The organism is Streptomyces sp. PH10-H1, assembly GCF_030063355.1.
Lineage (GTDB): Bacteria > Actinomycetota > Actinomycetes > Streptomycetales > Streptomycetaceae > Actinacidiphila.
The window spans coordinates 97,135-119,209 of sequence record NZ_JASISZ010000002.1 but is presented as its reverse complement, the minus strand read 5'-3'; the positions used below and the strand labels follow the sequence as shown (position 1 = coordinate 119,209).

The 22,075-nt window shown below is 71.0% G+C and carries 16 protein-coding genes and 3 pseudogenes; 3 read left to right on the top strand and 16 right to left on the bottom strand.

The features are described 5' to 3' along the window. Nucleotides 1-130: 130 nt before the first annotated feature. The 12 genes and pseudogenes from QMK24_RS01785 to pdhA form a co-directional block, all read right to left on the bottom strand. Nucleotides 131-679, bottom strand: coding sequence for a bacterial proteasome activator family protein (locus QMK24_RS01785; protein ID WP_283463223.1), 549 nt, complete (start codon nucleotides 677-679; stop codon nucleotides 131-133). Nucleotides 680-781: 102 nt separating this feature from the next. Further along, complete coding sequence (locus tag QMK24_RS01780) at nucleotides 782-3,628, bottom strand: FtsX-like permease family protein (protein WP_283463222.1); 2,847 nt, start codon at nucleotides 3,626-3,628, stop codon at nucleotides 782-784. After that, entirely contained in the window at nucleotides 3,625-4,362 is a 738-nt protein-coding gene (locus tag QMK24_RS01775; protein WP_283463221.1) for an ABC transporter ATP-binding protein, read from the bottom strand. Before QMK24_RS01775 ends, QMK24_RS01780 begins: the two co-directional genes overlap by 4 nt. Before the next feature lie 314 nt (nucleotides 4,363-4,676). Beyond that, nucleotides 4,677-5,228, bottom strand: a pseudogene (locus tag QMK24_RS01770) (PadR family transcriptional regulator); the annotation flags it as partial. Nucleotides 5,229-5,394: 166 nt separating this feature from the next. Further along, complete coding sequence (locus QMK24_RS01765; RefSeq protein ID WP_283463220.1) at nucleotides 5,395-6,276, bottom strand: hypothetical protein; 882 nt, start codon at nucleotides 6,274-6,276, stop codon at nucleotides 5,395-5,397. A gap of 107 nt (nucleotides 6,277-6,383) precedes the next feature. Then, nucleotides 6,384-7,340, bottom strand: a complete 957-nt coding sequence (locus QMK24_RS01760; RefSeq protein ID WP_283463219.1) for an NAD(P)H-quinone oxidoreductase — start codon at nucleotides 7,338-7,340, stop codon at nucleotides 6,384-6,386. Between the two features lie 10 nt (nucleotides 7,341-7,350). Beyond that, a pseudogene (locus QMK24_RS01755) lies at nucleotides 7,351-8,356 on the bottom strand (potassium channel family protein). Nucleotides 8,357-8,700: 344 nt separating this feature from the next. Beyond that, complete coding sequence (locus QMK24_RS01750) at nucleotides 8,701-10,281, bottom strand: molybdopterin molybdotransferase MoeA (RefSeq protein WP_283463218.1); 1,581 nt, start codon at nucleotides 10,279-10,281, stop codon at nucleotides 8,701-8,703. Continuing rightward, nucleotides 10,278-11,263, bottom strand: a pseudogene (locus tag QMK24_RS01745) (NTP transferase domain-containing protein). Before QMK24_RS01745 ends, QMK24_RS01750 begins: the two are co-directional and overlap by 4 nt. A gap of 88 nt (nucleotides 11,264-11,351) precedes the next feature. Next, nucleotides 11,352-12,722 carry a dihydrolipoamide acetyltransferase family protein gene (locus QMK24_RS01740; protein ID WP_283463217.1) on the bottom strand — a complete coding sequence of 457 codons (1,371 nt, stop codon included), beginning with the start codon at nucleotides 12,720-12,722 and terminating at the stop codon, nucleotides 11,352-11,354. Then, a complete protein-coding gene (locus QMK24_RS01735) occupies nucleotides 12,722-13,744 on the bottom strand; it encodes an alpha-ketoacid dehydrogenase subunit beta (protein WP_283463216.1) in 1,023 nt (340 codons plus the stop codon). Before QMK24_RS01735 ends, QMK24_RS01740 begins: the two co-directional genes overlap by 1 nt. Beyond that, a complete protein-coding gene (pdhA, locus tag QMK24_RS01730) occupies nucleotides 13,741-14,922 on the bottom strand; it encodes a pyruvate dehydrogenase (acetyl-transferring) E1 component subunit alpha (RefSeq protein ID WP_283463215.1) in 1,182 nt (393 codons plus the stop codon). Before pdhA ends, QMK24_RS01735 begins: the two co-directional genes overlap by 4 nt. Nucleotides 14,923-15,083: 161 nt before the next feature. Between pdhA and QMK24_RS01725 the strand changes: the two genes are divergently transcribed. Further along, on the top strand, nucleotides 15,084-15,566 hold the full coding sequence (locus QMK24_RS01725) for an Lrp/AsnC family transcriptional regulator (protein WP_283463214.1): 483 nt from the start codon (nucleotides 15,084-15,086) through the stop codon (nucleotides 15,564-15,566). A gap of 48 nt (nucleotides 15,567-15,614) precedes the next feature. On the opposite strand, the gene QMK24_RS01720 is transcribed toward QMK24_RS01725, so the two are convergent. The 3 genes from QMK24_RS01720 to QMK24_RS01710 form a co-directional block, all read right to left on the bottom strand. After that, a complete protein-coding gene (locus QMK24_RS01720; RefSeq protein WP_283463213.1) occupies nucleotides 15,615-15,794 on the bottom strand; it encodes a hypothetical protein in 180 nt (59 codons plus the stop codon). Between the two features lie 72 nt (nucleotides 15,795-15,866). Further along, complete coding sequence (locus QMK24_RS01715) at nucleotides 15,867-16,469, bottom strand: TetR/AcrR family transcriptional regulator (RefSeq protein ID WP_283463212.1); 603 nt, start codon at nucleotides 16,467-16,469, stop codon at nucleotides 15,867-15,869. 8 nt (nucleotides 16,470-16,477) lie between these two features. Continuing rightward, nucleotides 16,478-17,980 (bottom strand): 3-hydroxyacyl-CoA dehydrogenase, encoded by a 1,503-nt coding sequence (locus tag QMK24_RS01710; RefSeq protein ID WP_283463211.1) that lies wholly within the window; start codon nucleotides 17,978-17,980, stop codon nucleotides 16,478-16,480. 122 nt (nucleotides 17,981-18,102) lie between these two features. Between QMK24_RS01710 and paaN the strand changes: the two genes are divergently transcribed. Continuing rightward, nucleotides 18,103-19,779 carry a phenylacetic acid degradation protein PaaN gene (gene paaN, locus QMK24_RS01705; RefSeq protein WP_283463389.1) on the top strand — a complete coding sequence of 559 codons (1,677 nt, stop codon included), beginning with the start codon at nucleotides 18,103-18,105 and terminating at the stop codon, nucleotides 19,777-19,779. A gap of 113 nt (nucleotides 19,780-19,892) precedes the next feature. Continuing rightward, nucleotides 19,893-20,693, top strand: a complete 801-nt coding sequence (locus tag QMK24_RS01700) for a TrmH family RNA methyltransferase (protein WP_283463210.1) — start codon at nucleotides 19,893-19,895, stop codon at nucleotides 20,691-20,693. A 64-nt stretch (nucleotides 20,694-20,757) separates the two neighbouring features. On the opposite strand, the gene QMK24_RS01695 is transcribed toward QMK24_RS01700, so the two are convergent. Then, nucleotides 20,758-21,993 (bottom strand): HTTM domain-containing protein, encoded by a 1,236-nt coding sequence (locus tag QMK24_RS01695; protein ID WP_283463387.1) that lies wholly within the window; start codon nucleotides 21,991-21,993, stop codon nucleotides 20,758-20,760. Nucleotides 21,994-22,075 lie beyond the last annotated feature (82 nt).

Below are 22,075 nucleotides of genomic sequence, written 5' to 3'. Positions count from 1 at the left end.
GAGTGGGGCGGCGTCGCGTTATGGGTTGCGGGCCCTCTCCGTGCTGACAGGTCCGAGGCCGGGCAGGTACTGGAGGAACGGGTCCTGGAGGTACTCGGTCCAGAGGTACTCGGTCTACAGGTACTCGGTCCTAGAGGTAAGGGCCCGAGCGGGCGCCCGCGTGGCCGCCCTCGTCACCGTCCTCATGGCCGCCCGTGCCCGGGGGCAGGGCGCGGCGCATCTGTTCCAGCTGGGCACGGGCGGCCATCTGCTGGGCGAACAGGGCCGTCTGGATGCCGTGGAAGAGGCCCTCCAGCCAGCCGACCAGCTGTGCCTGGGCGATGCGCAGCTCGGCCTCGGTCGGAATCGAATCGTCGTTGAACGGCAGCGAGAGCCGCTCCAGCTCCTCCACCAGCTCAGGCGCGAGGCCGTCCTCCAGTTCCTTGACGGAACTGGCGTGGATCTCCTTGAGCCGGACGCGGCTCGCCTCGTCGAGAGGCGCCTGCCGCACCTCCTCCAGAAGCTGCTTGATCATGCTGCCGATACGCATGACCTTCGCGGGCTGTTCCACCATGTCTGTCACCGGGACCTCGCGCGAATCCGCTCCGCCGCCAGGGGTGCCGCCGAGTGCCATACCGTCGGGCCCCACGATCAGGACCTGCGGGCTCTCCTGCGACCGTTCGTTCATCGGCATCTCCATGCCGCCATTCTCTCGCACACGTCGTTCACCTGAGGGTGTGCCCCCTGATGCGGCTGATCCACCACGTCAGAGGGCACACTTTCGGTCGTTCGGCCGCTTCCGCTACGACGCCTCGCGGCGGGACAACGAGGTGCGGGACCGGGTGACCAGGGCTGCCAGCAGCGCCGCGCCCAGCGGCACCGCGACGAGGAGCGCCGCCAGGGTCGGCCAGGGAATGACGATCGGGATGTGCGGCGCAGCGCCCCCGCCGCCCCAGCCCCGGTCCAGGGCATCCTGGTAGAACTTCAGCTGCTGTCGTTCCTCGGCCTTGCGCAGCCCGATCGCGGGCAGGATGCCCGCGGCCGAGCCGAGGACAACGCCCATCACGGCCACCACCCCGCACTGGAAGCCGGACAGCGTCCGCCGCACCCGCGGGTCCGCGCCGATCGCCGCCAGGGTCTTCAGGTCGGGCTCGGCGTCCGCCTGGGCGAGGCCCGTGGCGATGCCCGCGGCGCCGATGGTGACCAGGCCGGCGAAGACGGTCAGCGCCAGCAGGATGATGCTGTTCTGACTGACGTAGCCCGCTTCGACATACAGGCCCGGGTCGACGCCCAGCTTGGCGAGGTCCTGGTCCAGCTCCTGCCGCTGCTGGCTGCTGGGCATGTCCTTGTTCACGAAGTACGAGCCGTAGGGGAGGGTCTGGATACCCGCGGCCTTCGCCGTGCCCGGCGGCATGATGGCCCGGACGCCGTAGGACTCGGTGCCGTCCTTCGGGACGTACGTCGGGAACGACTTCAGCGGTCCGGCCGGATCCTTGCCGTCGGACACCGTTTTGGAGTAGCCCTGGACCAGCCGGAGGGTGAGCCGGCCCTTCTCCACGTAGTGCTTGTCGAACAGCACCACGCGGCCGGCGTCCAGCGCCTGCTCGGCCCGCGGGTCCTTGATGCCGAGTGCGTGGAGCACCGCGGCGTCACCGACCAGTACATTCGATTCGGTGCTGATGGCGCTGGTGTGGTAATTCCGGACGCAGCGCCAGTCCTTGGACAGCGTGCGGCGCTCGGCGGCGGTGAACTTCGTCTCGCCCTGCGGCCCGTCCGTCGGGCACTTGTTCGCCTCGGGGACGACCATCTCCGCCCGGCCGCAGCCGGGGCTGTTGCTGTACATCGAGCAGGTCTTCTTGCCAATGACCAGGCGTGACACATCCGCGCGGAACGAGACCGGGAAGCGCTTGTCGACCGCCGCCCGGACCGGGTCCAGATCGCGGCCCTGCTCCTTGTCGATACTGAGCGCCACGACGCTGTACGGCAGCCTGGCATGGTACGCCTCGCGCTGCTGCAGGTCGCTGCTGGCGGTGTACGTGGCCACCGCGACCGTGCCCGCGACGGCCGCCAGGACGGCGGCGACGGCCGGCGCCGTACGCCCCCGGTTGCGCACCGCGTCGCGCAGGGCGAGCCGCGGGGAGAGCGGCAGCCGGCCGCCGAGCCGTCCGAAGAGCCCGACCAGGGTCGGGGTCAGGGCGACAATGCCGAGTTCGGCGAAGGCGGAACCGCCGCCGACCGCGAGGACGTTGTCGGTCTTCATCGAGCCGAAGAACGCGATCCCGGCGCCGAGGCAGACGGCGGCGAGGCCGAGGACGGGCAGCACGCGGTTGGCGTGCCGGATGCCGCGGCGACCGGTCAGCGAGGCCAGCACGCTCTGCCGCGAGGCGACGACCGCCGGGACGATGGCGGCCAGCAGACCGGTGACGATCGCCAGTACGCCGATGCCGAGGAGTTCCAGCGGGCGCAGGCTGATCCCGCCGAAGCGCTTGCCGACGTACTGTTCCAGCGTCTCGCGCAGGGCGAAGGTCAGCGCGAGGCCCAGCACCGTGCCGATGACGGCGGCGCACACCCCGATCACCAGGCCGCCCGCCAGCACGATCGCGCGAATATGGCGGCGGTCGCCGCCGTTGGCTCCGACCAGGCCGAGCTGGCGGCGCGAACGGCGCGCGCCGACGGCGAAGGCCGGGCCCGCGAGCAGGCAGATCTCCAGCATCGCCAGGCCGACGATCGTCGCGGCCACGGCGAGCAGCGCGGCCTTCGCGGCGGTACTGCCGCTGTAGTCGCGGTTCCAGTCCGGGTACTTGACGAACAGGGGCACCGCGGAATCAGCCGGCGGGTCGAGAACGACCACTCGGGAGTGCACGATGACGCTCTTGACGTTGGCCTGCTGCACCATGTTCCACGTGAAACCACCGTTGACGGCGACGAGGTACTTGGAGCTCGTGCCCGGACCATTGCGGCCCGCGCCCTTCAATGCCTTGGCCAGCGGCGCCAGGAAGGAGTCCGGAAGCGCGTTGATCTGCTCTGCCTTGAGATCGTCGGGCAGGTCGTAGGCGCCGACGATCTTGTACTTGGTGGCCAGATCACGGGCGGAGAGCGAGGAGCCGACGAAGAGCCCGCTCTTGCTGAGGAAGGCGTTGGTCGCGATGACCTCGTCCGGCGCGGCCGGGAAGTGCCCGCGGTCCAGGTCCATGATCCCGGCGGCCATCGGGTCCGAGGCCTTCAGCTCACGGATGTCGACGTCCAGCAGGCCGTACTCGGTGTGGACCTTGCCGTTGCCGACCACGTCCTTCAGCGTCTTCGCCCCGGCGGGAATGACGGCCGGGATATCGGCACCGGCGCCGCCGTCCATCATCTGTGACTGGGCGGAATCGTTGACCATCGCGTGGTTCGCACCGTCAGGGGTTTGGTAGACGGGCTGGCCGTCGGAGCCGGAATCGGACAACTGCGCGTCGGCCGCGCCGATCTCGCGGCTCAGCTCCTGCTCGGTGGTCACATGCGAGCTGCGGATGGTGATGTCAGCGGCGCTCACGCCCAGGATCGGCAGCGCGATCATGGCAAGGACGAGGATGCTGCGTCCCTTGAAGCGCCAGGCGTCGCGCCGTGCGATCCGCACCGCGGCACGCCAGGAATTGAGCCAGCCGGTCACTGAGCCACACCGCCGGTGAGCAGCGACTCGGCCTGCGAGCGCAGCGTCGTATCCACGACAGAACCGTCCCGCAGGAACACCACCCGGTCCGCCCAGGCCGCGAAGCGCGGCTCATGGGTGACCAGGACACCGGCGGCGCCCGCGTCACAGCGGGCGCGCAGCAGAGCCAGTACCGACTCGCCGGTCTCGGAGTCCAGCGCGCCCGTCGGCTCGTCGGCCAGGACCAGCCGGCGGTCGCCGACCAGCGCCCGGGCGATGGCGACGCGCTGCTGCTGACCACCGGACATCTCGTCCGGGAAGCGGTCGGCGAGGTGGTCGAGATTCATCTCCTCCAGCGAGGCCAGCGCCTCACGGCGGGCCTTGCGGGCCGAGGTGCCGTCGAGCTCACGGGGCAGGGCGACGTTCTCGACAGCGGTCAGCGCCGGGATGAGGTTGTAGTCCTGGAAGACGTAGCCGATGCTGCGGCGGCGCAGCGCGGCTATCTGCTTGCGGTTGGCGGTGGTGAGATCGGTGCCCTCGACGAGCACCCGGCCAGAGGTGGGGAGGTCGAGGCCGCCCGCGATGGTCAGCAGCGTGGACTTGCCGGAGCCGGACGGGCCCATGACGGCGACGAGTTCACCCGGGTGGACGGACAGGTCGATACCGCGCAGCGCGTGCACTTCTGTGGTGCCGCTGCCGTGGACTCGGGTCAGCTCCTGCAACTGCAGGACTGGCTGCTGCTCTTGGGCAGGCATGGGTTGATCCCCCTGTGGTCAGATCGGTACGGGTGTGCCGGTGTGCGGGCGGGTGAGTGGGGCCGGCGGGCGAGTGGGGCCGGCGCGGTGCGACCGCGTCAGCGCCGGCGTGGCCTCGAACGCGCCAGGGCTCCGAGCAGTCCCCTGTCCTGCCCGGCGTCCTGCTTCGAGCCCTGCGCCGGGCTCTCTTTCGAGTCCGGCTTCGGGTCCTGATTCGCGTCCTGATTCGCGTCCTGATTCGCGTCCTGATTCGCGTCCTGATTCGGATCCCTTTGCGGGTCCTGCCGGGAGCCCTTCAGATCAGCGCCGCCTTTGTCTGCGGCGACCGCGTCAGCCAGCCGTACGAGCCTGGTCTCCGCGTGGTCGAGCCAACGGGCCTCGGCCTCCGCCTGGAAGATGAGCTGTTCGATCACGAGCAGCCAGGCCACGTCGTCACGGTTCTGGTCCTGCTCCAGGGCGACGAGCGCCTGGGCCTTCAGCCGGGTGTAGTCCTGAAGGGCCTGGAGAGTGTGGTGACGCTGTGTCTGGATGACGGCGCGGATGTCCATCCCGGTTGATCCCACCGCCATCGCGAGCTTGATCGCCAGCTCATTGCGGGGTGGGTTGGCGCGGTCCACCGGAGTGGAGAACCATTCCCGCAGTTCGCTGCGTCCCTTGTCGGTGATGGCGTACAGCGCGTGTCCGCTGTCGTCCTCCCCGGCAGGTACGACGAAACCGTCGCGCTCCAGCCGTCCGAGGGTGGTGTAGACCTGGCCGACGTTCAGCGGCCAGGTGGAGCCGGTACGGGACTCGAACTCGGTGCGCAGCTGAAACCCGTAGCGGGGACCGCGTTCGAGGAGGGCCAGGAGGCCGTGACGGATCGACATACTGAGTATGTATACCGAGTATGGTCACGCAGAGCAAGGCCGGTCGGGTGAATACCGGCCAGGAGACGGGGTGATCGGGGGGTGTTTGGGGGGGTTGCTTGGGGGTGCTGAGGGGCGTGCATGTGAGGGTGCATGGAGGTTGCATGTGGGGGTGCAGGTGGCCGGATCAGCTCCGGCGCAGGCGCAGTCCCAGAAAGCCCAGGCCCAGCCCGACGAGGGCCAGCCCGGCACCGAGCGGCAATACGTGCAAGGAGTGACCGGCGGGCTCCGACGCGCCCTGATCAGCGGCGACGGCGGCGGCCGTACGTATCGGAGCGGGTTCCTGCGGAGGCTTCACAGCGGGGGTGGGGGTGGTGACTCCGGCGGAAGGCCGGAGCGCGGGCTCGTACACGGGCCCGGCCGCCAACTCCAACTGAACCCCGTCCGGGGGCTGATACTCCGCTCCGGCCTCGTCATCGGCGGGCTCGGAGACCTGCGGGCCATGCGGGTGGTGCTTCTTGGGCGCCTCGGCCGTCGTGGCCGGCTCGGTCATCGTGCTCCCGACGGGCACCGGCGTGGCCGGTTTCGTCGTGACCGGTTTCGGCTTGGCGGGCGTTGGCGACGGCGCGGGCTTGGCCGGCGCGGGCCTGGTGGGTCGCGGCGATGGCGCGGGCTTGGCCGGCGCGGGCCTGGTGGGTCGCGGCGATGGCGCGGGCTTGGCCGGCCGGGTTGGCGCCCCCGGTGCGGCGGGCCCCGCCGACGTCGTGGTCCGCGTCGGTATGGACGGCTTTGGAGGCTCGTTCGGCTTCGGCGCCTGCGGTAGCTGCGGTAGCTGCGGTAGCTGCAGCACCTGCGACTTCGGCAACTGCGGCAGGTTCAGCGGCTTCAGCAGCTGCGCCAGGTTCAGGGGGTTCAGCAGCCGGGGTGGTGCGGGCGGCGCCGCCGCCGACGCGGCACCGACCGTCACCGTCATGCCCGGCGCCGCCCACCCGGACGCCACCGGCAGAATCAGCAGCGCGCCGGTCAATACGGCCGCTGCCACCACTCGCCCGCTGGGTGCCGAACGCAAGACGCCCGCCCCTCTCAGCCTCAGCCGGCTCCACCCTGGAACTCCACTGTGGAATCAGCCTCACACGAAGGGACAATCACGGCATCTCGGGCAGACTCCCCGACCGCTCAGACGGTCAGGACGACCTTGCCGACGTGCGTACTTGCCTCGACCACGCGGTGGGCCTCGGCGGCGTCCGCCATCGGGATCGCACGGTCGACGACCGGCCGTACCGTGCCGGCCTCCAGCAGCGGCCAGACATGCTCGCGTACCGCCGCGACGATCGCGGCCTTCTCGCCCAGCGGGCGCCCGCGCAGCGAGGTCGCCGCGACCGCCGCCCGCTTGGCCAGCATCTTGGCGAGGTTCAGCTCGCCCTTCACGCCGCCCTGCAGGCCGATGATGACGAGCCGGCCGTTGACCGCCAGCGCGTCCACGTTCCGTTCGAGGTACTTGGCGCCCATGATGTCGAGGATCACATCCGCCGTGACCAGCTCCGCGAAGTCCTCCTCGCGGTAGTTGATCAGGGTGTCCGCGCCCAACTCCCGGCACGCCTCAAGCTTCTCCGCGCTGCCGGCCGTCACCGCGACCGTCGCGCCGACCGCCTTGGCCAGCTGGATCGCCATGGTGCCGATCCCGCTCGAACCGCCGTGCACGAGCAGCGTCTCGCCGGGGCTCAGATGCGCGACCATGAAGACGTTGGACCATACGGTGCAGGCGACCTCGGGCAGCGCGGCGGCGGCCACCAGATCGACGCCCTTGGGCACCGGCAGCAGCTGTCCGACCGGCACGGCGACCAGCTGCGCGTAACCGCCGCCCGCGAGCAGCGCGCACACCTCGTCGCCGACCGCCCAGCCGGACACACCGGGGCCGAGCGCGGCGATCCGGCCTGAGCACTCCAGGCCCGGGTACGGGGACGAGCCGGGCGGCGGATCGTAGAAACCCTGGCGTTGCAGCAGATCGGCGCGGTTGACGGCGCTGGCCACGACCTCGACCAGGACCTCGCCCTGACTGGGTTCCGGGTCCGCGACCTCGGCCCAGATGAGTGCTTCGGGTCCGCCGGCTTCGGGGATGGTGATCGCATACATGAGCGCGAGGCTACTCTCCGGACGGCAGAGCGGGACCCGCGCGATGAATGGCGATGAGGCGGTCGGCGAACTGCAGCGTCGCCGCATCCGGATCGTCGAAGCCCAGCAGGCGGTGGCCGCGCTTGACGGAGACCACCAGATCGGCCACGTCGCGCGGAGCCTTGCCGACCTCGGCCTTGGTGACCGGACGCTCGATGAGATCGAGGCCGCTGCCGTAGGTGATCAGGTCGTCCATCACCTGGCCCACGCTCGGACTCAGCATCGACAGGCCGAGCAGCCGGCCGGCGGCGCTGGAGCTGGTGATCACCGCGTTGGCGCCGGACTGGCGCAACAAGCGGCGCGTTCTCCTCCTCGCGCACGGAAGCGACGATGTACGCCCGCTTGTTGAGCTGCCGGGCGGTCAGCGTGACCAGGACGGCGGTGTCGTCGCGCTGCGCCGCGATCACGATCTCCTTGGCACGCTCGGCCTCGGCGCGCAACAGCACGTCATTGCGCGTCGCGTCACCCACCACACCCACGAAGCCCTCGGCGGTGGCCGCCTGGACCACCTTGGGGCTCGGGTCGACGATCACGATCTTCTCGACGGGGATCCCCCGTCCGATCAGCGTCTGGGCGGCGGAACGGCCTTTGGTGCCATATCCGACGATGACGATGTGGTCGCGCAAAGTGGACCTCCAGCGTTTGAGCCGCCATTGCTCGCGGGTGCGCTCGGTGAGCACTTCGAGGGTGGTGCCGACCAGGATGATCAGGAAGATCACGCGCAGCGGCGTCACCAGGAAGACATTGCTCAGCCGCGCGGTGACGCTGTAGGGGACGATGTCGCCGTAGCCGGTCGTCGAGAGCGTGACCGTCGCGTAGTAGAGCGCGTCGACGAACGAGACGGTGTCGTCGGCGTTGTCGTGATACCCGCCGCGGTCCAGATAGACGATGAGGACCGTGGCCAGGAGCACGAGCAGCGCGACGGCCAGCCGACGCGAGACCTGGCGCAGCGGGCCCGTGGCCTGCCGGGGGAACATCACCTTGTAGGCGAGGCTGGCAGGGCTGTCATGGTCGGCGGGATGGCTGCTGCGGTGGCCGCCGCCGTGGTGGTCGGTGTGCTGGTCGGCGGTGTGGTCGGGGTCGTGGTCAGCGGTGTGGTGGTCGGTGGTGTGGTGGTCGGTGGTGTGGTGGTCGGAGGCGCTTCCGTCCGCCCGGCCCGCGGCAGCGTCGTGGCGGGGCAGCTTCAACGGACTTCACCTCGTGTCACTTGTGTGGCTTTTGGCTTGTGGCCTTGTGGCTCGCCTGATGACCCGGGATGCCGCCCGGGAGAGCCGGCCCGGCGCCGTGACGCCGCGGGTCGCGCCCCGGAAGGCGTCGGAAATCAGCAACCGGCGGTCCCCCATGCCATGTCGAGCACGGCCGTCTCCCGTCCGGCCGTGGCGCCGCCGGGCGGAATGACCGCCAACCCGTCGGCGGATGCCAGGCCCCGCAGCATGGCGGGCCCGTGGAAGTGCAGCGGGACGACCGCCGATTCGTCGTCGAAGACCACCGGAACCAGACGGGTGTCCGTCGGATGGCCGGGCACGTCCGTGGTGAGCTCGGCGGTGTACGGAGCCGGGGCCGGACGGCCCGCGAGCGTACGCAGCAGGGGAGCGACGAGCGTGATGACGCCGGAGACCGCCGCCAGCGGATTGCCCGGGAGCCCGACGAGGTGCCCGCCCCCCGGAAGCTCGGCGAGCAGCATGGGGTGTCCCGGCCGCACGGCGACACCGTCGACGAGCAGCTTCGCGTCCAGCTCGTGCAGGACGGGATGGACGTGGTCGACCGGGCCGCCGGCCGTCCCGCCCGTGGTGATCAGCAGATCGGCGGTGGTCTCGCTGATCGCGCGGTAAAGGGCGTCGGCCTCGTCGACCACGTGCCGGGTAGCGGTCACGTCGGCGCCGAGCGCCCGCAGCCATGGCGCCAGCATCGGGCCGAGGGCGTCCCGGACGAATCCGGCATGGGGGAGCCCGTGGTCGAGCAGTTCGTCCCCGAGGACCAGGACCTCCACCCGGGGGCGGGTGATGACGCCCAGCTCGTCGTAACCCGCTGCGGCCGCGAGACCGAGCACCGCCGGGGTGACCACGACGCCGGGGGAGAGCAGTTCGTCTCCCCCGCGGCACTCCTGGGCGCGAGGGCGTACGTCCTGGCCGAGCGTGGGCGCGCCATGGGTGGCGTACAGCTGCTCGCCGTCGGTACGCCGTTCGGTACGGCCGTGCTCGCGGCGGATGATCGCGGTGGCGCCGGGCGGGAGAGCCGCGCCGGTCGCGATCGCGATGGCATGGCCGTCGAGCAGCGCCACTCCAGGACGCTGGCCCGCGAGCAGCCGGCCCTCCAGCCGCCAGGGGCCGGGGCCCGCCACCGCCCAGCCGTCCATCGCCGAGGTGTCGAAGGACGGCAGATCGGTGAGCGCGGTGAGCGGGGCGGCGAGCGCGTACCCGAGCGTCTCGGCGAGCGGCCGGCTGACGGCGGGCAGCCGCCGTCCGGCCGCGCGCGCGATCCGGCGGGCCTCGGGCCAGGAAATGTCTTGATGCGGGGGCTTGGGCGCGGGCTTGGGATGGGGATGGGGATGGGGCTTGCGTGCGGGCTGGGGCTTTGGCACAGGCGCGTTCGCGGTGGCTGCGGTGGCGGGATCGGCGGCGAGGTCGGCGGCGGGACCGATGTCGCGGTCGATGGCGGGGTCGATGGCGGGATCGGCGGTGGGATCAGTGGTGGGATCAGTGGTGCGGCCGGTCGTCGGATCGGTGCTGATGCCGGTGGTGGGACCGCCGTCCGCTCCGCCCGGCCCGCCCGCGCGGAGCCCGCCGTATCCGGCTCCGTACGCGTTTCCGGATCGGCCCTCGTTGGCGAGCATCAGAGCCTCGCCCATCGCATTGAGCGCGGCCTCCTCCCGGTCGGCGGGCCCCGTCGTCCGGCCCGTCATCCGGCCGGACTCCCCTCAGCGGAGGAACCGCGGTCATTGCCCCCGGCGGCCCGGATGGGGTCGCCGGCCGCGGCGGCCTCGGTGGCTTTGTTGGCCTCGGTGGCCTCGGTGGCCTCGGTGGACCAGCGTTCGGCGAGTTCGGCCGCCTTGCGGGCGGCATTGCGCACTTCCTCGGGGCCACCGCCGGACTGGGCGGCGGCATAGCCGACCAGGAAGGTGGTGAGCGGTGCGGCGGGGCGGGCGACACCATGCGCGGCATCACGGGCGAGGTCGAGGAGGACGGCGGTGTCGACCTCCAGCTCGATCCCCAGTTCGGCCTTGGCTGCGGCGATCCATTCATCCAACACAGGCCCATCGTCCCCGATGCGGCGCGCATCGCCGCGCAGACTCACCCCTGTTCCAGTCTCGCCCGTGCCGCGGCGACGTCTTCCCAGGTGTCGCAGTCGAAGGAATCCGAGCCCGACGGGTCGGGCAGCCGGTGCAACCGGAGCTCCGCGGCGAGCAGCCGCAACGGCAGCCCGGCGAGCGTGCCGTGCTCGGTGGAGATCAGCGCGAGCCCCCGGCGCAGCGCCTCCGTGCGGTAGGCCGCGGCCAGCGGCTGGTCCCGGCCGGACGGATCGGTCAGGACGACGCCGTCCATGCCCGTCTCCCGCCCGAGGGCCTCCTGCAGCGCGTCCGCTGTCGTCCGCGTCAGGAAGGGCATGTCGGCCGCGAACACCAGCACCGTGTCCGCCTCGGCCCGCGCCAGACCCGCGGCGAGCGCGGGCAGCGGGCCGCCGCCCGGCGGATCCTCCCGCGCCCACAGCACCGGCCGACCGGTGGGCCGGCGCGGCCCGACGACCACCGTGGTGCCGGCGCCCGCACAGGCGTCCAGCACCCGGTCCAGCAGCGGCCGCCCCGCGACCGTCAGCCCCGGCTTGTCCGCCCCGCCAAGGCGCCTGGCGGCGCCGCCCGCCAGCACCACGGCGTCATGTGCGTTCATGCCGCGCAGTATGCCGTGCGACCCGGCCGTCCGGGCGATACACCCTGATCACTCGTACCGCACCCGCAGGGGATTCGGGTCCGGGTGCTCAGACCGCGGCGAGCAGCACCGCGGGCTGTTCCACGCAGTCGGCGACGAAGCGGAGGAAGCCGCCCGCCGTGCCGCCGTCGCACACCCGGTGGTCGAAGGTGAACGACAGCTGGACGACCTGGCGTACGGCCAGCTCCCCCTGATGGACCCAGGGCTTGGGCGCTATCCGGCCGACACCGAGCATCGCGGCCTCGGGGTGGTTGATGATCGGCGTCGACCCGTCGACGCCGAACACTCCGTAATTGTTGAGGGTGAACGTGCCACCGGTGAGGTCCGCGGGCGTGAGGCGGCCGGTGCGGGCGGCCTCGCTGAGGCGGACGATCTCAGCCGCCAGCCCGGTGGTCGTCCGCGCCTGGGCATCCCGTACGACGGGGACGACCAGCCCGCGTTCCGTCTGCGCCGCGAAGCCGAGATGCACGGCCGGCAGCCGCACGATCTCGTTCCGCTCGGTGTCCACGGTGGCGTTGAGCTCCGGATACCGCGCCAGTGCCGCCGTACAGATCCGCGCGAGCAGCGCGAGCACGGACACCTTCGGCCCGCCGCCCGCGTTCATCGCCGCCCTGGCCGCGAGCAGTTCGGTCGCATCGGCGTCCACCCAGCAGGTGGCGTCGGGTATCTCACGACGGCTGCGGCTGAGCTTCTCAGCCACCGCTCCCCGTATCCCGCGCAACGGCACACGCTCCCCCGCCGGAACAGCGGCCGTCGTCGCTGTTGCGGCCGTTGCTGCCGTTGCTGCCGGCCCGGATACCGCCGCGGCGGCGAGCGCCCGTTCGACGTCGGCGCGCAGAATCAGCCCGGCCGGTCCCGATCCGGACAGCGACCGCAGGTCGAGCCGGTGCTCCCGCGCCATCCGCCGCACCAGCGGCGAGATGACCGCCACCGGCCCGACCGACCCGTCACCGGAGGCGGGCACAGTCGGCGCGGCTTCCGGCACGGCTTCTGGCACGGCTACGGCAGCGACTGCCGGTGCGGACGCCGCCGCCACCTCCGGAACCGTCGCCGGCCGCACCCTGCGGCGCCGGGCGCCCGGCGCGGCCGTGCCATAGCCGACGAGGACGTTCCCGGATCCTCCGGAGGAGCCTTCCCCGCCGGGGCTCTCGCTGGAAGCGTCAGAACCCATCGCCGGTCCGACCGCCACTGTGATCAGCGGACGGCCCACGGCCAGCGATTCGCCTTCCGCGCCGAAGCGGGCGGTGACCACACCGCCGTACGGGCACGGGACTTCGACCACCGCCTTTGCGGTCTCGACCTCGACGACCGGCTGGTCGATGGCGACGACCTCGCCCACCTGCACCAGCCAGCGGACGATCTCGGCCTCGGTGAGGCCCTCTCCCAGGTCCGGGAGGGTGAATTCCTTCACGACGGCCATTACCGCACCTCCCACTGGAGGCGGCCGACCGCGTCAAGGATCCGGTCCACGCTGGGCAGATGGTGGCGTTCCAGCATCGGCGGCGGGTACGGGATGTCGAAGCCGGCGACTCTCAGGACCGGCGCTTCGAGGTGGTGGAAGCAGCGCTCGGTGACCCGGGCCGCGATCTCCGCCCCGGCGCCGCCGAATCCGGCGGACTCATGGACGACGACGGCCCGGCCGGTCCCGCGCACCGCCGCCGCGACCGTCTCGTCATCGAAGGGCACCAGGCTGCGCAGGTCCAGGACTTCGAGGTCCCAGCCTTCCTCCCGGGCCGCGTCCGCTGCTTCCAGGCAGACCGGCAGGGAGGGGCCGTAGGTGATGAGCGTGGCGCTGCGCCCGGGGCGCCGCACGACGGCCCGCCCTATCGGCTCCACCGGCGCCGGCTCGTCGGCGTTCCAGTCGTCCTTCGACCAGTAGAGCCGCTTCGGCTCCAGGAAGACCACCGGATCGTCCGAGGCGATGGCGGCGCGCAGCAGTCCGTAGGCGTCCCCGACCGTCGCAGGAGTGACGACATGCAGGCCTGGGGTGTGGAGGTAGTACGCCTCCGAGGAGTCGCTGTGGTGCTCCACGCCGCCGATGCCGCCGCCATAGGGCACCCGGATCGTGATCGGCAGCGGCAGCGCCCCGCGGGTGCGGTTGCGCATCTTGGCCACATGGCTGATCAGCTGCTCGAATGCTGGATAGGCGAAAGCGTCGAACTGCATCTCGACGACCGGGCGCAGCCCGTACATCGCCATGCCGACCGCCGCGCCGAGGATTCCCGCCTCGGCGAGCGGGGTGTCCGTACAGCGGATGTCGCCGAACTCCTTCGCGAGGCCGTCCGTGATCCGGAAGACACCGCCGAGGGAGCCCACGTCCTCACCGAGTACATGGACGGCCGGGTCCTCGGCCAGGGCGTCCCGCAGGGCGCGGTTGAGGGCCTGCGCCATGGTGGCGGGCTTGCGCGCGGTGGCGGGTGCGGGGGCGGTCGCGGTGCTCATGAACGGGCTCCGGCATTCCCGGCGTGCGCCGTGTGATCGATGTGATCGCTGTGTCCGGCCTGCTCGGCCTCGAGTTCGGCGCGCAGCATGGCCGCCTGCTCGCGCAGTTGGGGGGTCGGCTCGGCGTAGATGTGGGCGAAGAGGTCCATCGGGTCCAGCAGCGGTTCCGCGTTCATCCGCTCGCGCAGGTCGGCGGCCATCTGTTCTGCGGCCTCCTCGGCGACATGCCGCGTGGCGTCGTCGAGCAGCCCGCGCGCGTTCAGCTCCCGTTCCAGAAGGGCGATCGGGTCGTGCTCACGCCAGGCGGCGACCTCGGACTCGTCTCGGTAGCGGGTGGCGTCGTCGGCGTTGGTGTGCGCCTCCATGCGGTAGGTGACCGCCTCGATGAGGGTGGGTCCGCCGCCCGCGCGGGCCCGGTCGACCGCCTCGGTGAGCACCTGGTGCACGGCTGGCGCGTCATTGCCGTCCACGAGCCGGCCGGGCATGCCGTAGCCGACCGCCTTGTGGGCGAGGGACGGTGCGGCGGTCTGCTTGTCGAGCGGTACGGAGATGGCGAAGCCGTTGTTCTGTACGAGGAAGACCACCGGGGCGTGCCAGACGGCGGCGAAGTTCAGCGCCTCGTGGAAATCGCCCTCGCTGGTGCCGCCGTCGCCGACCATGGCGAGCGCGACCACGTCGTCGCCCTTGAGGCGGGCGGCGTGGGCGAGGCCGACCGCGTGCGGGAGCTGGGTGGCCAGCGGGGTGCTGAGCGGTGCCACCCGGTGTTCGTGCGGGTCGTAGCCGGTGTGCCAGTCGCCGCGCAGCAGGGTGAGCGCCTGGACCGGGTCCACACCGCGGGCGATGACGGCGAGGGTGTCGCGGTAGCTGGGAAAGAGCCAGTCCTGCGGCCGCAGCGCGAGGGCGGCGGCGACCTCGCAGGCCTCCTGGCCGGTGCTGGAGGGGTAGACCGCGAGCCGGCCCTGCTTGGTCAGGGCGGTGGCCTGCCGGTTGTATCTGCGGCCGCGCACGAGCTGACCGTAGAGCTCGGTGAGCAGACCGGGGTCGACCTTGGCGGCGGCGGGGGTGCCCAGCAGCCGGAACGGCTCCGTCTCGGGCAGCAGCGGCGTGGCGTCGGTGGGGGGGCGCTGGGGTCCCCCATGCCTGTGGCCAGGGGCGGGTTTCTGGTCCATGACGGTCATCGCGAGCACCTCCTCGTAGGTTGGAGGACGGATCGCGCCCTCCCAACCGATTGTTCGGTCGACGAAGGCATTTTGGCCACAGGTACGTTCAGCCTGTGGACAAACGGTTCTGCACAGCCTGGAATGGAGCCAGTACGTCCATGGTAGGGAGGTCCGCGGGCATGCCGCGAGAACAGATGGCCGAGCCCGAGCCGCCGGTGCGTCCGCTCGACCCCATCGACCGGACGATTCTGCGGCTCCTGCAGGAGGACGGACGGGCCTCGATCCGTTCTGTGGCCGAGCGCGTACACGTTTCGCGGGCGAACGCCTACGCCCGGATCAACCGGCTCATCGAGGACGGCGTCATCCGCGGATTCACCGCCCGGGTGGACCATGAACGCGCCGGACAGGCCGCGTCCGCATATATCACCCTCAAGATCGTCCAGAACTCCTGGCGGACGGTCCGTGAACAACTTCTCACCCTTCCGGGTGTAGCGCATATTGCCCTAGTAAGCGGCGATTTCGACGTACTCATGCTCGTCCACACCCCCGACAACCGCAGCTTGCGGGAGCTCGTGCTGACCCGCATCCAGGCCATACCCGAAGTCCTCAGCAGCCGTACGCTCCTGGTCTTCGAGGAGACGGACATCGTGGTCGCCGGCTGAGACGGGGTCCGGGCCGGTGGCCGGCCGGCCCGCAGCCCGTCAGCCCGGTCAGCCGCCGTACCTCTTCAGGAACGCCGTGACCTTCGCCCAGTTCTCGGCGTCGTCGAGCATCGACACCCCGTGGTTGACCCCCGCCACGATGTACAGCGAGTTCTCCCTGGCCTTCACCGACGCCTTGCTGAGCGCCTTGGTGGAATCCGCGAACGCGGTGTCACCGTCCGCCGCCATGTAGCTGAATACATGGCTGGATCGTGTCGGCGGCCCCGCTCACCGGTCAATGGTCTGGACCTCACGGTTGGGCTATGTCCGCAGGCCCTCGAAGGCCATGCGCACGGCGGCGTCCGCGACGTGTTCCCCGTCGATCGCCCCCCTGGCCTCGGGCCGGTACCACTCCACAATCGAGTTGATCATGCCGAAGAGCAGCCGCGTAGCCAGCCGGATGTCCATGTCGGTACGGAGATCACCCTCGCTCGCGGCGGCCTTCAGCAGGTCGGACACCCGCTGGTCGAACTCCCGTCGGCGCTCCATCGCCCAGCGCTCGGTGCTGGTGTTCCCGCGCACCCGCAACAGCAGGGTGACGTAGGGCAGCTCCTCCATGAGTACCTCTGCGGTACGCCGGGTGACGTACTCCAACCGCTCAATCGCCCGGCCCTGCCGGGCCCGAGGCTCCTCGAGGATGCCGAACAGACCGTCCAGCGCCCGTCCGACGGCCCGGTGGAGCAGCTCTTCCTTGCCGCGCACATGGTGGTAGATCGAGGACTTGGAGATGCCCGCGGCGCGCGAGAGATCCTCCATGGAGGTGCCGTCGTAGCCGCGCTGGTTGAACACCTCGACGGCGACGGCAAGCAGCGTGTCAGGGGTGTAGGTGTCCCGTTTGACGCGGGGACTGGGGGGCTCGGCCATGGTCACGATTAGAACAGCTTCCCCTCGGCGGCCGTACGGCGGCGCAACAGCGATGACGGGGCGTAGCGGCCCCCGGGGCAACCGTCGTCCAGTTCGCGGAGCAGGGCGCACACCCAGTACGCACCCAGGCGGTCGCCCCACTCCAGCGGGCCGAGCGGATAGTTCACGCCGAGCCGCATCGCGGTGTCGACATCGGCGGGCGAGGCGACGCCCTTGGCCACCGCGTCGGCGGCGAGATCCACCAGCATCGCCACCGTGCGCGCGACGATCATGCCGGGGACGTCCGCGATCACGCTGACCTGCTTGCCCAGCGCCTGGAAGAGGCCGATGGCCGCCTGGACCGCCTCGGGCCCGGCCGTGTCGCCCGGCGCCAGGGCGATACGGGTGGCGGCCCGGTAGTCCAGCGCGAGATCGAAGTGGATGACGCTGTCGCCGCGCTCGGTGGCGTAGGCGCCGTCGGCGAGGAAGAGCCAGTCGTCGTCGCCCAGCATGATGGCCCCGGGGCCCCGCTCATCGCGGTCGACGCGGATGCCGGCCTCTTCCATCAGCGCGACGAGCTCTGCCGCCGGCCCGAGGTCGCCGAGGACCGTCACCTGCTGCGGGGCCTGCGCGGGAGCCGCCGTGGCCGGGAGCGGACGGTCCTCGTCCCCGTAGCGGAACCAGCCGCGGCCGGACTTGCGGCCGAGCAGTCCGGATTCGACGAGGCGGCGCTGGGTGAGCGACGGAGTGAACTTGGGATCGTGGAAGAACGACTCCCACACGGAGCGGGTGACGGCCTCGTTCACGTCCTGGCCGATGAGATCGGTCAGTTCGAACGGGCCCATCGCGAAACCGCCGCACTCGCGCAGGACCGCGTCGATGGTGGCGGGCTCCGCGGCCCCCTCCTCGTGGACGCGGAACGCCTCGGCGTAGAAGGGGCGGGCGATCCGGTTGACGATGAAGCCGGGGGTGTCGGTGCAGCGCACCGGCGTCTTGCCCCAGGCGGCGGCGGTCGCGTAGGCGGCGGCCACGGCGTCCTCGTCGGTGGTCGCGGCGGAGACGACCTCCACGAGGGGGAGCAGCGGGGCCGGATTGAAGAAGTGCAGACCGACGAAACGGCCCGGACGGCGCAGGGCTCCGGCGACGGCGGTCACGGAGAGCGAGGAGGTGTTGGTGGCGAGCAGGCAGTCCTCGTCGACGATCTCTTCGAGTTCGGTGAAGAGCCGCTGCTTGGCGGGGAGGTCCTCGATGATCGCCTCGATGACGAGGGCGGCGTCGGCCAGCTCGCCGATCGTGGCGGCGGGGGCGAGCCTGGCGAGGGCCGCGTCACGTTCGGCCGCGTCCATCCGGCCCTTTTCGGCCAGTCGGCCGAGCCGTGCGGCGACGGCCTGCGCACCGCGCTCGGCACTGCCGGGGGCGGCGTCGTAGAGCCGCACGCGATGGCCCGCCACCAGGGCAACCTGGGCGATTCCCTGGCCCATCGTGCCGGCGCCGACGACCGCGACGGTGCGGGTTCGATCAATCGCGATCATGATGCGTACTACTCCTCGCCAAGTTGTCCACAGGTCCGGCAGTCCCTCTTGAACCGACCGAACATTCGGTTAATCTAGCGGTGTTCCCACATCCAGCCCAGCTCGACGAGGAGTTGGTCCCATTGGCCGCCGATCTCACCGCTGTCCCGTTGATCGAACGGCATCGCGGCACTCTCGACAAGGCACTCGAAGCGATCAGGACCCGCGAATACTGGTCGCCGTATCCCGAACATCCGAAGGCTTACGGAGACGGAGCCGACGGCAAGAGCGCGTTCGACGCGCTGCTGGGGCAGCGCTTCGCACTCGACCAGCCGGGCACCGACGACTGGACCGGGCGCGAGACCTCGCCCTACGGGATCGAGCTGGGGGTGGACTACCCGCACCCGGATATCGAGGTACTGCTCCCGGCGATGCGGGCGGCCATGCCCGCTTGGCGGGACGCCGGACCCGAGCTGAGGGCGATGGTGTGCCTGGAGATCCTGGCGCGGATCAATGCCCGGACGCAGGAATTCGCCCATGCGGTGATGCACACCTCCGGCCAGGCCTTCACCATGGCGTTCCAGGCCGGCGGCCCCCATGCGCAGGATCGCGGCCTGGAAGCGGTGGCGTACGCGTACGTCGAGCAGGTCCGCACCCCGGATTCGGCGGAGTGGGTCAAACCGCAGGGCAAGCGGGACCCGCTGCGGCTGCGGAAGGACTTCACGGCGGTTCCGCGCGGCGTCGCCATGGTCGTCGGCTGCAATACCTTCCCGACGTGGAACGGCTACCCGGGCGTCTTCGCCTCCCTCGCGACCGGCAATCCCGTGCTGGTCAAGCCGCATCCGAGGGCCGTGCTGCCGCTCGCGCTGACGGTCGCGGTCGCCCGTGAGGTGCTGGCCGAGGCGGGCTTCGACCCCAACCTGGTCTGTCTGGCCGCCGAGCGGCCCGGCGAGGGCCTGGCCAAGACTCTGGCCCTGCGCCCCGAGATCCGCATCATCGACTACACCGGCTCCACCGCCTTCGGCGACTGGCTGGAGGCCAACGCCCGCCAGGCACAGGTCTTCACCGAGAAGGCCGGCGTCAACACCGTCGTCATCGACTCGACGGACGACTACAAGGGCATGCTCAACAACCTGGCCTTCTCGTTGTCCCTGTACAGCGGCCAGATGTGCACCACGCCGCAGAACCTGCTGATCCCCCGCGACGGAATCACCACCGACGCGGGACACCGGACGTACGACGAGGTGGTGGCCGACCTGGCGGCCTCCATCGAAGGGCTGCTCGGCGACGACGCACGGGCGAACGCCCTGCTGGGCGCACTGGTCAACCCGGATGTGAAGGCACGGCTGGAGGCGGCTCCATCGATCGGTGAGGTGGCACTCGCCTCGCGGACCGTCAGCCACCCCGACTTCCCGGACGCGACGGTCCGGACGCCGGTGCTGGTGAAACTGGACGGGGCCAAGCCCGACGCCCAGGCCGCCTATCTGTCGGAGTGCTTCGGGCCGCTGTCGTTCGCTGTCGCGGTCGACTCCACGGCCGACGCGGTTGAGCTGCTGCGCCGTACCGTCCGGGAGAAGGGCGCCATGACGGTCGGCGGCTACACCACCTCGGCCGAGGTGGAGCGGCTGCTCGAGGAGGCGTGCTGGGAGGAATCCGCCCAGCTCTCGCTGAATCTGACCGGCGGTGTATACGTCAACCAGACCTCGGCCTTCTCCGACTTCCACGGTTCGGGCGGCAATCCGGCGGCCAACGCGGCGCTGTGCGACGGGGCCTTCGTGGCCGGCCGCTTCCGCGTCATCGAGGTGCGCAGGCCCGCGTAGCGAGGGCGTCCCCATCCGGCCCCGTCCCGAGTTGCCCTGTCACTCCGGACGGGGCTCCCTCGCCCGCCCACCGCCACAACGGGTGTGCCGTCCCGGCGCCGTACGCTGAGGCCATGACGGAAGACGAGGCCGGGCGCGCTGCGCGGCAGTGGCGCGAGGCGGCCCCCGGCGCCGTTCTGCTCGATGGTTTCCACGCCCTGAAACACGCATTGCGCTTCGGCGCGGATGTGCGGTTGGCGCTGACCAGCGACCGGTCCGCCGCTCTGGCACTCGCCGAGGAGCTGTCGGACGACCTGACCGGCCGGCTCGGCGCGATCCTCGTCGAGATGCCCGGGCAGGTGCTGCGGGAGCTGGTGCCGAGAATCCATCCGACCGGAGTGGTCGCGCTCGCCGTCCGCCGCGAGGTCGGCTCCAACCTGGAGGCGCTGAACAGGGCGCCGCGGCAGTCACCCATCATCGTCCTGGACAACCCGCGGAATCTCGGCAACATCGGGGCGGTGATCCGGCTGGCCGCCGGGTTCGGCGCGACCGGCGTGATCACTACCGGGGACATCGACCCCTGGCACCCGAACGTGGTGCGCGCGAGCGCCGGCCTGCACTTCGCCACCGCGGTCGAGCGGCTGGACCTCCCCGAGCTGCCGGCCGGACCGCTGTATGTCCTGGACCCCGAGGGCAAGGACATCAGGTCGACCGTCATCCCGGACGACGCGCTCCTCGCGTTCGGCTCGGAGCGGCACGGGATCTCACTGGAGATGCGCGAGCGGGCGACCGAACTGATCGCCGTACCGATGCGCCCGCACGTCTCCAGCTTCAACCTGGCCACCACGGTGGCGATGGCGCTATACCACTGGCTGCCCGCCCCAGGCACCGGTCGGACTGAGTTCAGCCCGTCCGGGGGCACCTCCCAGCGGTAGCTGGGGAGATTGAGGACGCGCGGCCGAAGGACGCGCAACCCGGTGAAACGTGCCGGTGGCGGCTCTAGACGCGGTAGCCGTCCCCGGCTCCGCCCCGCTCCCCATGGGCCAGCTGGGGCTCGGCGGCGGGCCGCCCGATCGTCGGCCCCCGGCCCGTCGGACCACCGGCGGCCCCGCCCCCGTCAGTCGGCTCCTGGTCCAGGTCCCGGTCTTGCCGAGTTCCGGCCCGGAGGGCGCCCGGCACGAGGCCGGCGATCCGGCTGCCCACCCACCGCAGGAAGTTGGTCGGCAGGAAGACCGCGTCGGCGGCGATCATCGCGAGCGAGAAGAACGGGAGACCGAGCAGGATCGCGATCGAGGCGTGCTCGATGATCATCGCGACGAGCAGCACGTTCTTCACACGGCGGTTGAAGAGCGTGAAGGGGAACGCGACCTGGACGATCACCGTGCCGTACGTGATCACCATGACGATGAGGCCCGCACTGGCGAGTGCGTGGGAGAGCGCCGGCCAGGGGGTGAAGTCGTCCAGGTGGAGCGGGTAGTACAGCGCGGTGCCGTCCTGCCAGCGGGAGCCCTGGATCTTGTACCAGCCGGCCGTCGCATAGATCAGGCAGACTTCGACGACGATCACCAGCATGCCGCCGTTGTGGGCCAGGTTGGCGAGGACGTCCAGCACCGTGCTGGGCTCGCCGGGGGCGTAGCGCCGCACCGCCCACCACGCCGCCTGCGCCAGCCAGAGACCCCAGAAGATCAGCGCCCAGCCCCAGCCGAGTTTGCCCAGCAGGGTGACGAGGACGAGCGCGGCGCCCAGGCCCGACCACAGGACCACGCCGGTCGGATCCGGATCCGCCTTCCCGGTCGGCTTCCTGGTCGGCGTCCGTTCGGCGCGGCGCTTGTCGAGGGACCAGACCTGGCCGCAGCGAGTCAGCACGAGGTAGATCACCATCAGATGGATGACGTTGTCACCGCCGTCGCCCATGAAGATGCTGCGGTTCTGCAGCGACAGCACACCGATCATGAACAGGACCGAGGACGTACGGGTCCGCCAGCCGACCAGCAGCAGCGCGCTCGCGATGATCGCGCCCACGTAGACGACCTCGAACCAGACCTGGCTGTTGGTCCACATCAACGCGCTAAAGGCGCCGGAGCCGTTGTCGGCCATCAGCCGTTGGGCCATGTCCCAGGTCCATACGGCGTCGGGGCCGTACAGCTCGGCCCGGTGCGGCCACTCGCGCAGCAGGAAAAGCAGCCAGGTCAGCGAGAAGCCGATGCGGACGACGGCGCTCTGGTACGGGCCCATGGCGGTGGTGGTGATCCGGGCGAGCCCACGGGTCAGCCCGGTGTCGAGCGTTCCGCCGAGGCCCGCGAAGGGGGAGGCCGGC

What these genes read in the sequence shown, in the direction of transcription:
- QMK24_RS01715 (WP_283463212.1), bottom strand. Translation starts at nt 16,469, where the DNA reads ATGGCCGAGCCCCCCAGTCCCCGCGTCAAACGGGACACCTACACCCCT.
- QMK24_RS01740 (WP_283463217.1), bottom strand. Translation starts at nt 12,722, where the DNA reads ATGGCCGTCGTGAAGGAATTCACCCTCCCGGACCTGGGAGAGGGCCTC.
- QMK24_RS01785 (WP_283463223.1), bottom strand. Translation starts at nt 679, where the DNA reads ATGGAGATGCCGATGAACGAACGGTCGCAGGAGAGCCCGCAGGTCCTG.
- QMK24_RS01735 (WP_283463216.1), bottom strand. Translation starts at nt 13,744, where the DNA reads ATGAGCACCGCGACCGCCCCCGCACCCGCCACCGCGCGCAAGCCCGCC.
- QMK24_RS01750 (WP_283463218.1), bottom strand. Translation starts at nt 10,281, where the DNA reads ATGACGGGCCGGACGACGGGGCCCGCCGACCGGGAGGAGGCCGCGCTC.
- QMK24_RS01725 (WP_283463214.1), top strand. Translation starts at nt 15,084, where the DNA reads ATGCCGCGAGAACAGATGGCCGAGCCCGAGCCGCCGGTGCGTCCGCTC.
- pdhA (WP_283463215.1), bottom strand. Translation starts at nt 14,922, where the DNA reads ATGACCGTCATGGACCAGAAACCCGCCCCTGGCCACAGGCATGGGGGA.
- QMK24_RS01720 (WP_283463213.1), bottom strand. Translation starts at nt 15,794, where the DNA reads ATGGCGGCGGACGGTGACACCGCGTTCGCGGATTCCACCAAGGCGCTC.
- QMK24_RS01695 (WP_283463387.1), bottom strand. Translation starts at nt 21,993, where the DNA reads ATGGGCCCGTACCAGAGCGCCGTCGTCCGCATCGGCTTCTCGCTGACC.
- QMK24_RS01710 (WP_283463211.1), bottom strand. Translation starts at nt 17,980, where the DNA reads ATGATCGCGATTGATCGAACCCGCACCGTCGCGGTCGTCGGCGCCGGC.
- QMK24_RS01775 (WP_283463221.1), bottom strand. Translation starts at nt 4,362, where the DNA reads ATGCCTGCCCAAGAGCAGCAGCCAGTCCTGCAGTTGCAGGAGCTGACC.
- QMK24_RS01700 (WP_283463210.1), top strand. Translation starts at nt 19,893, where the DNA reads ATGACGGAAGACGAGGCCGGGCGCGCTGCGCGGCAGTGGCGCGAGGCG.
- QMK24_RS01760 (WP_283463219.1), bottom strand. Translation starts at nt 7,340, where the DNA reads ATGTATGCGATCACCATCCCCGAAGCCGGCGGACCCGAAGCACTCATC.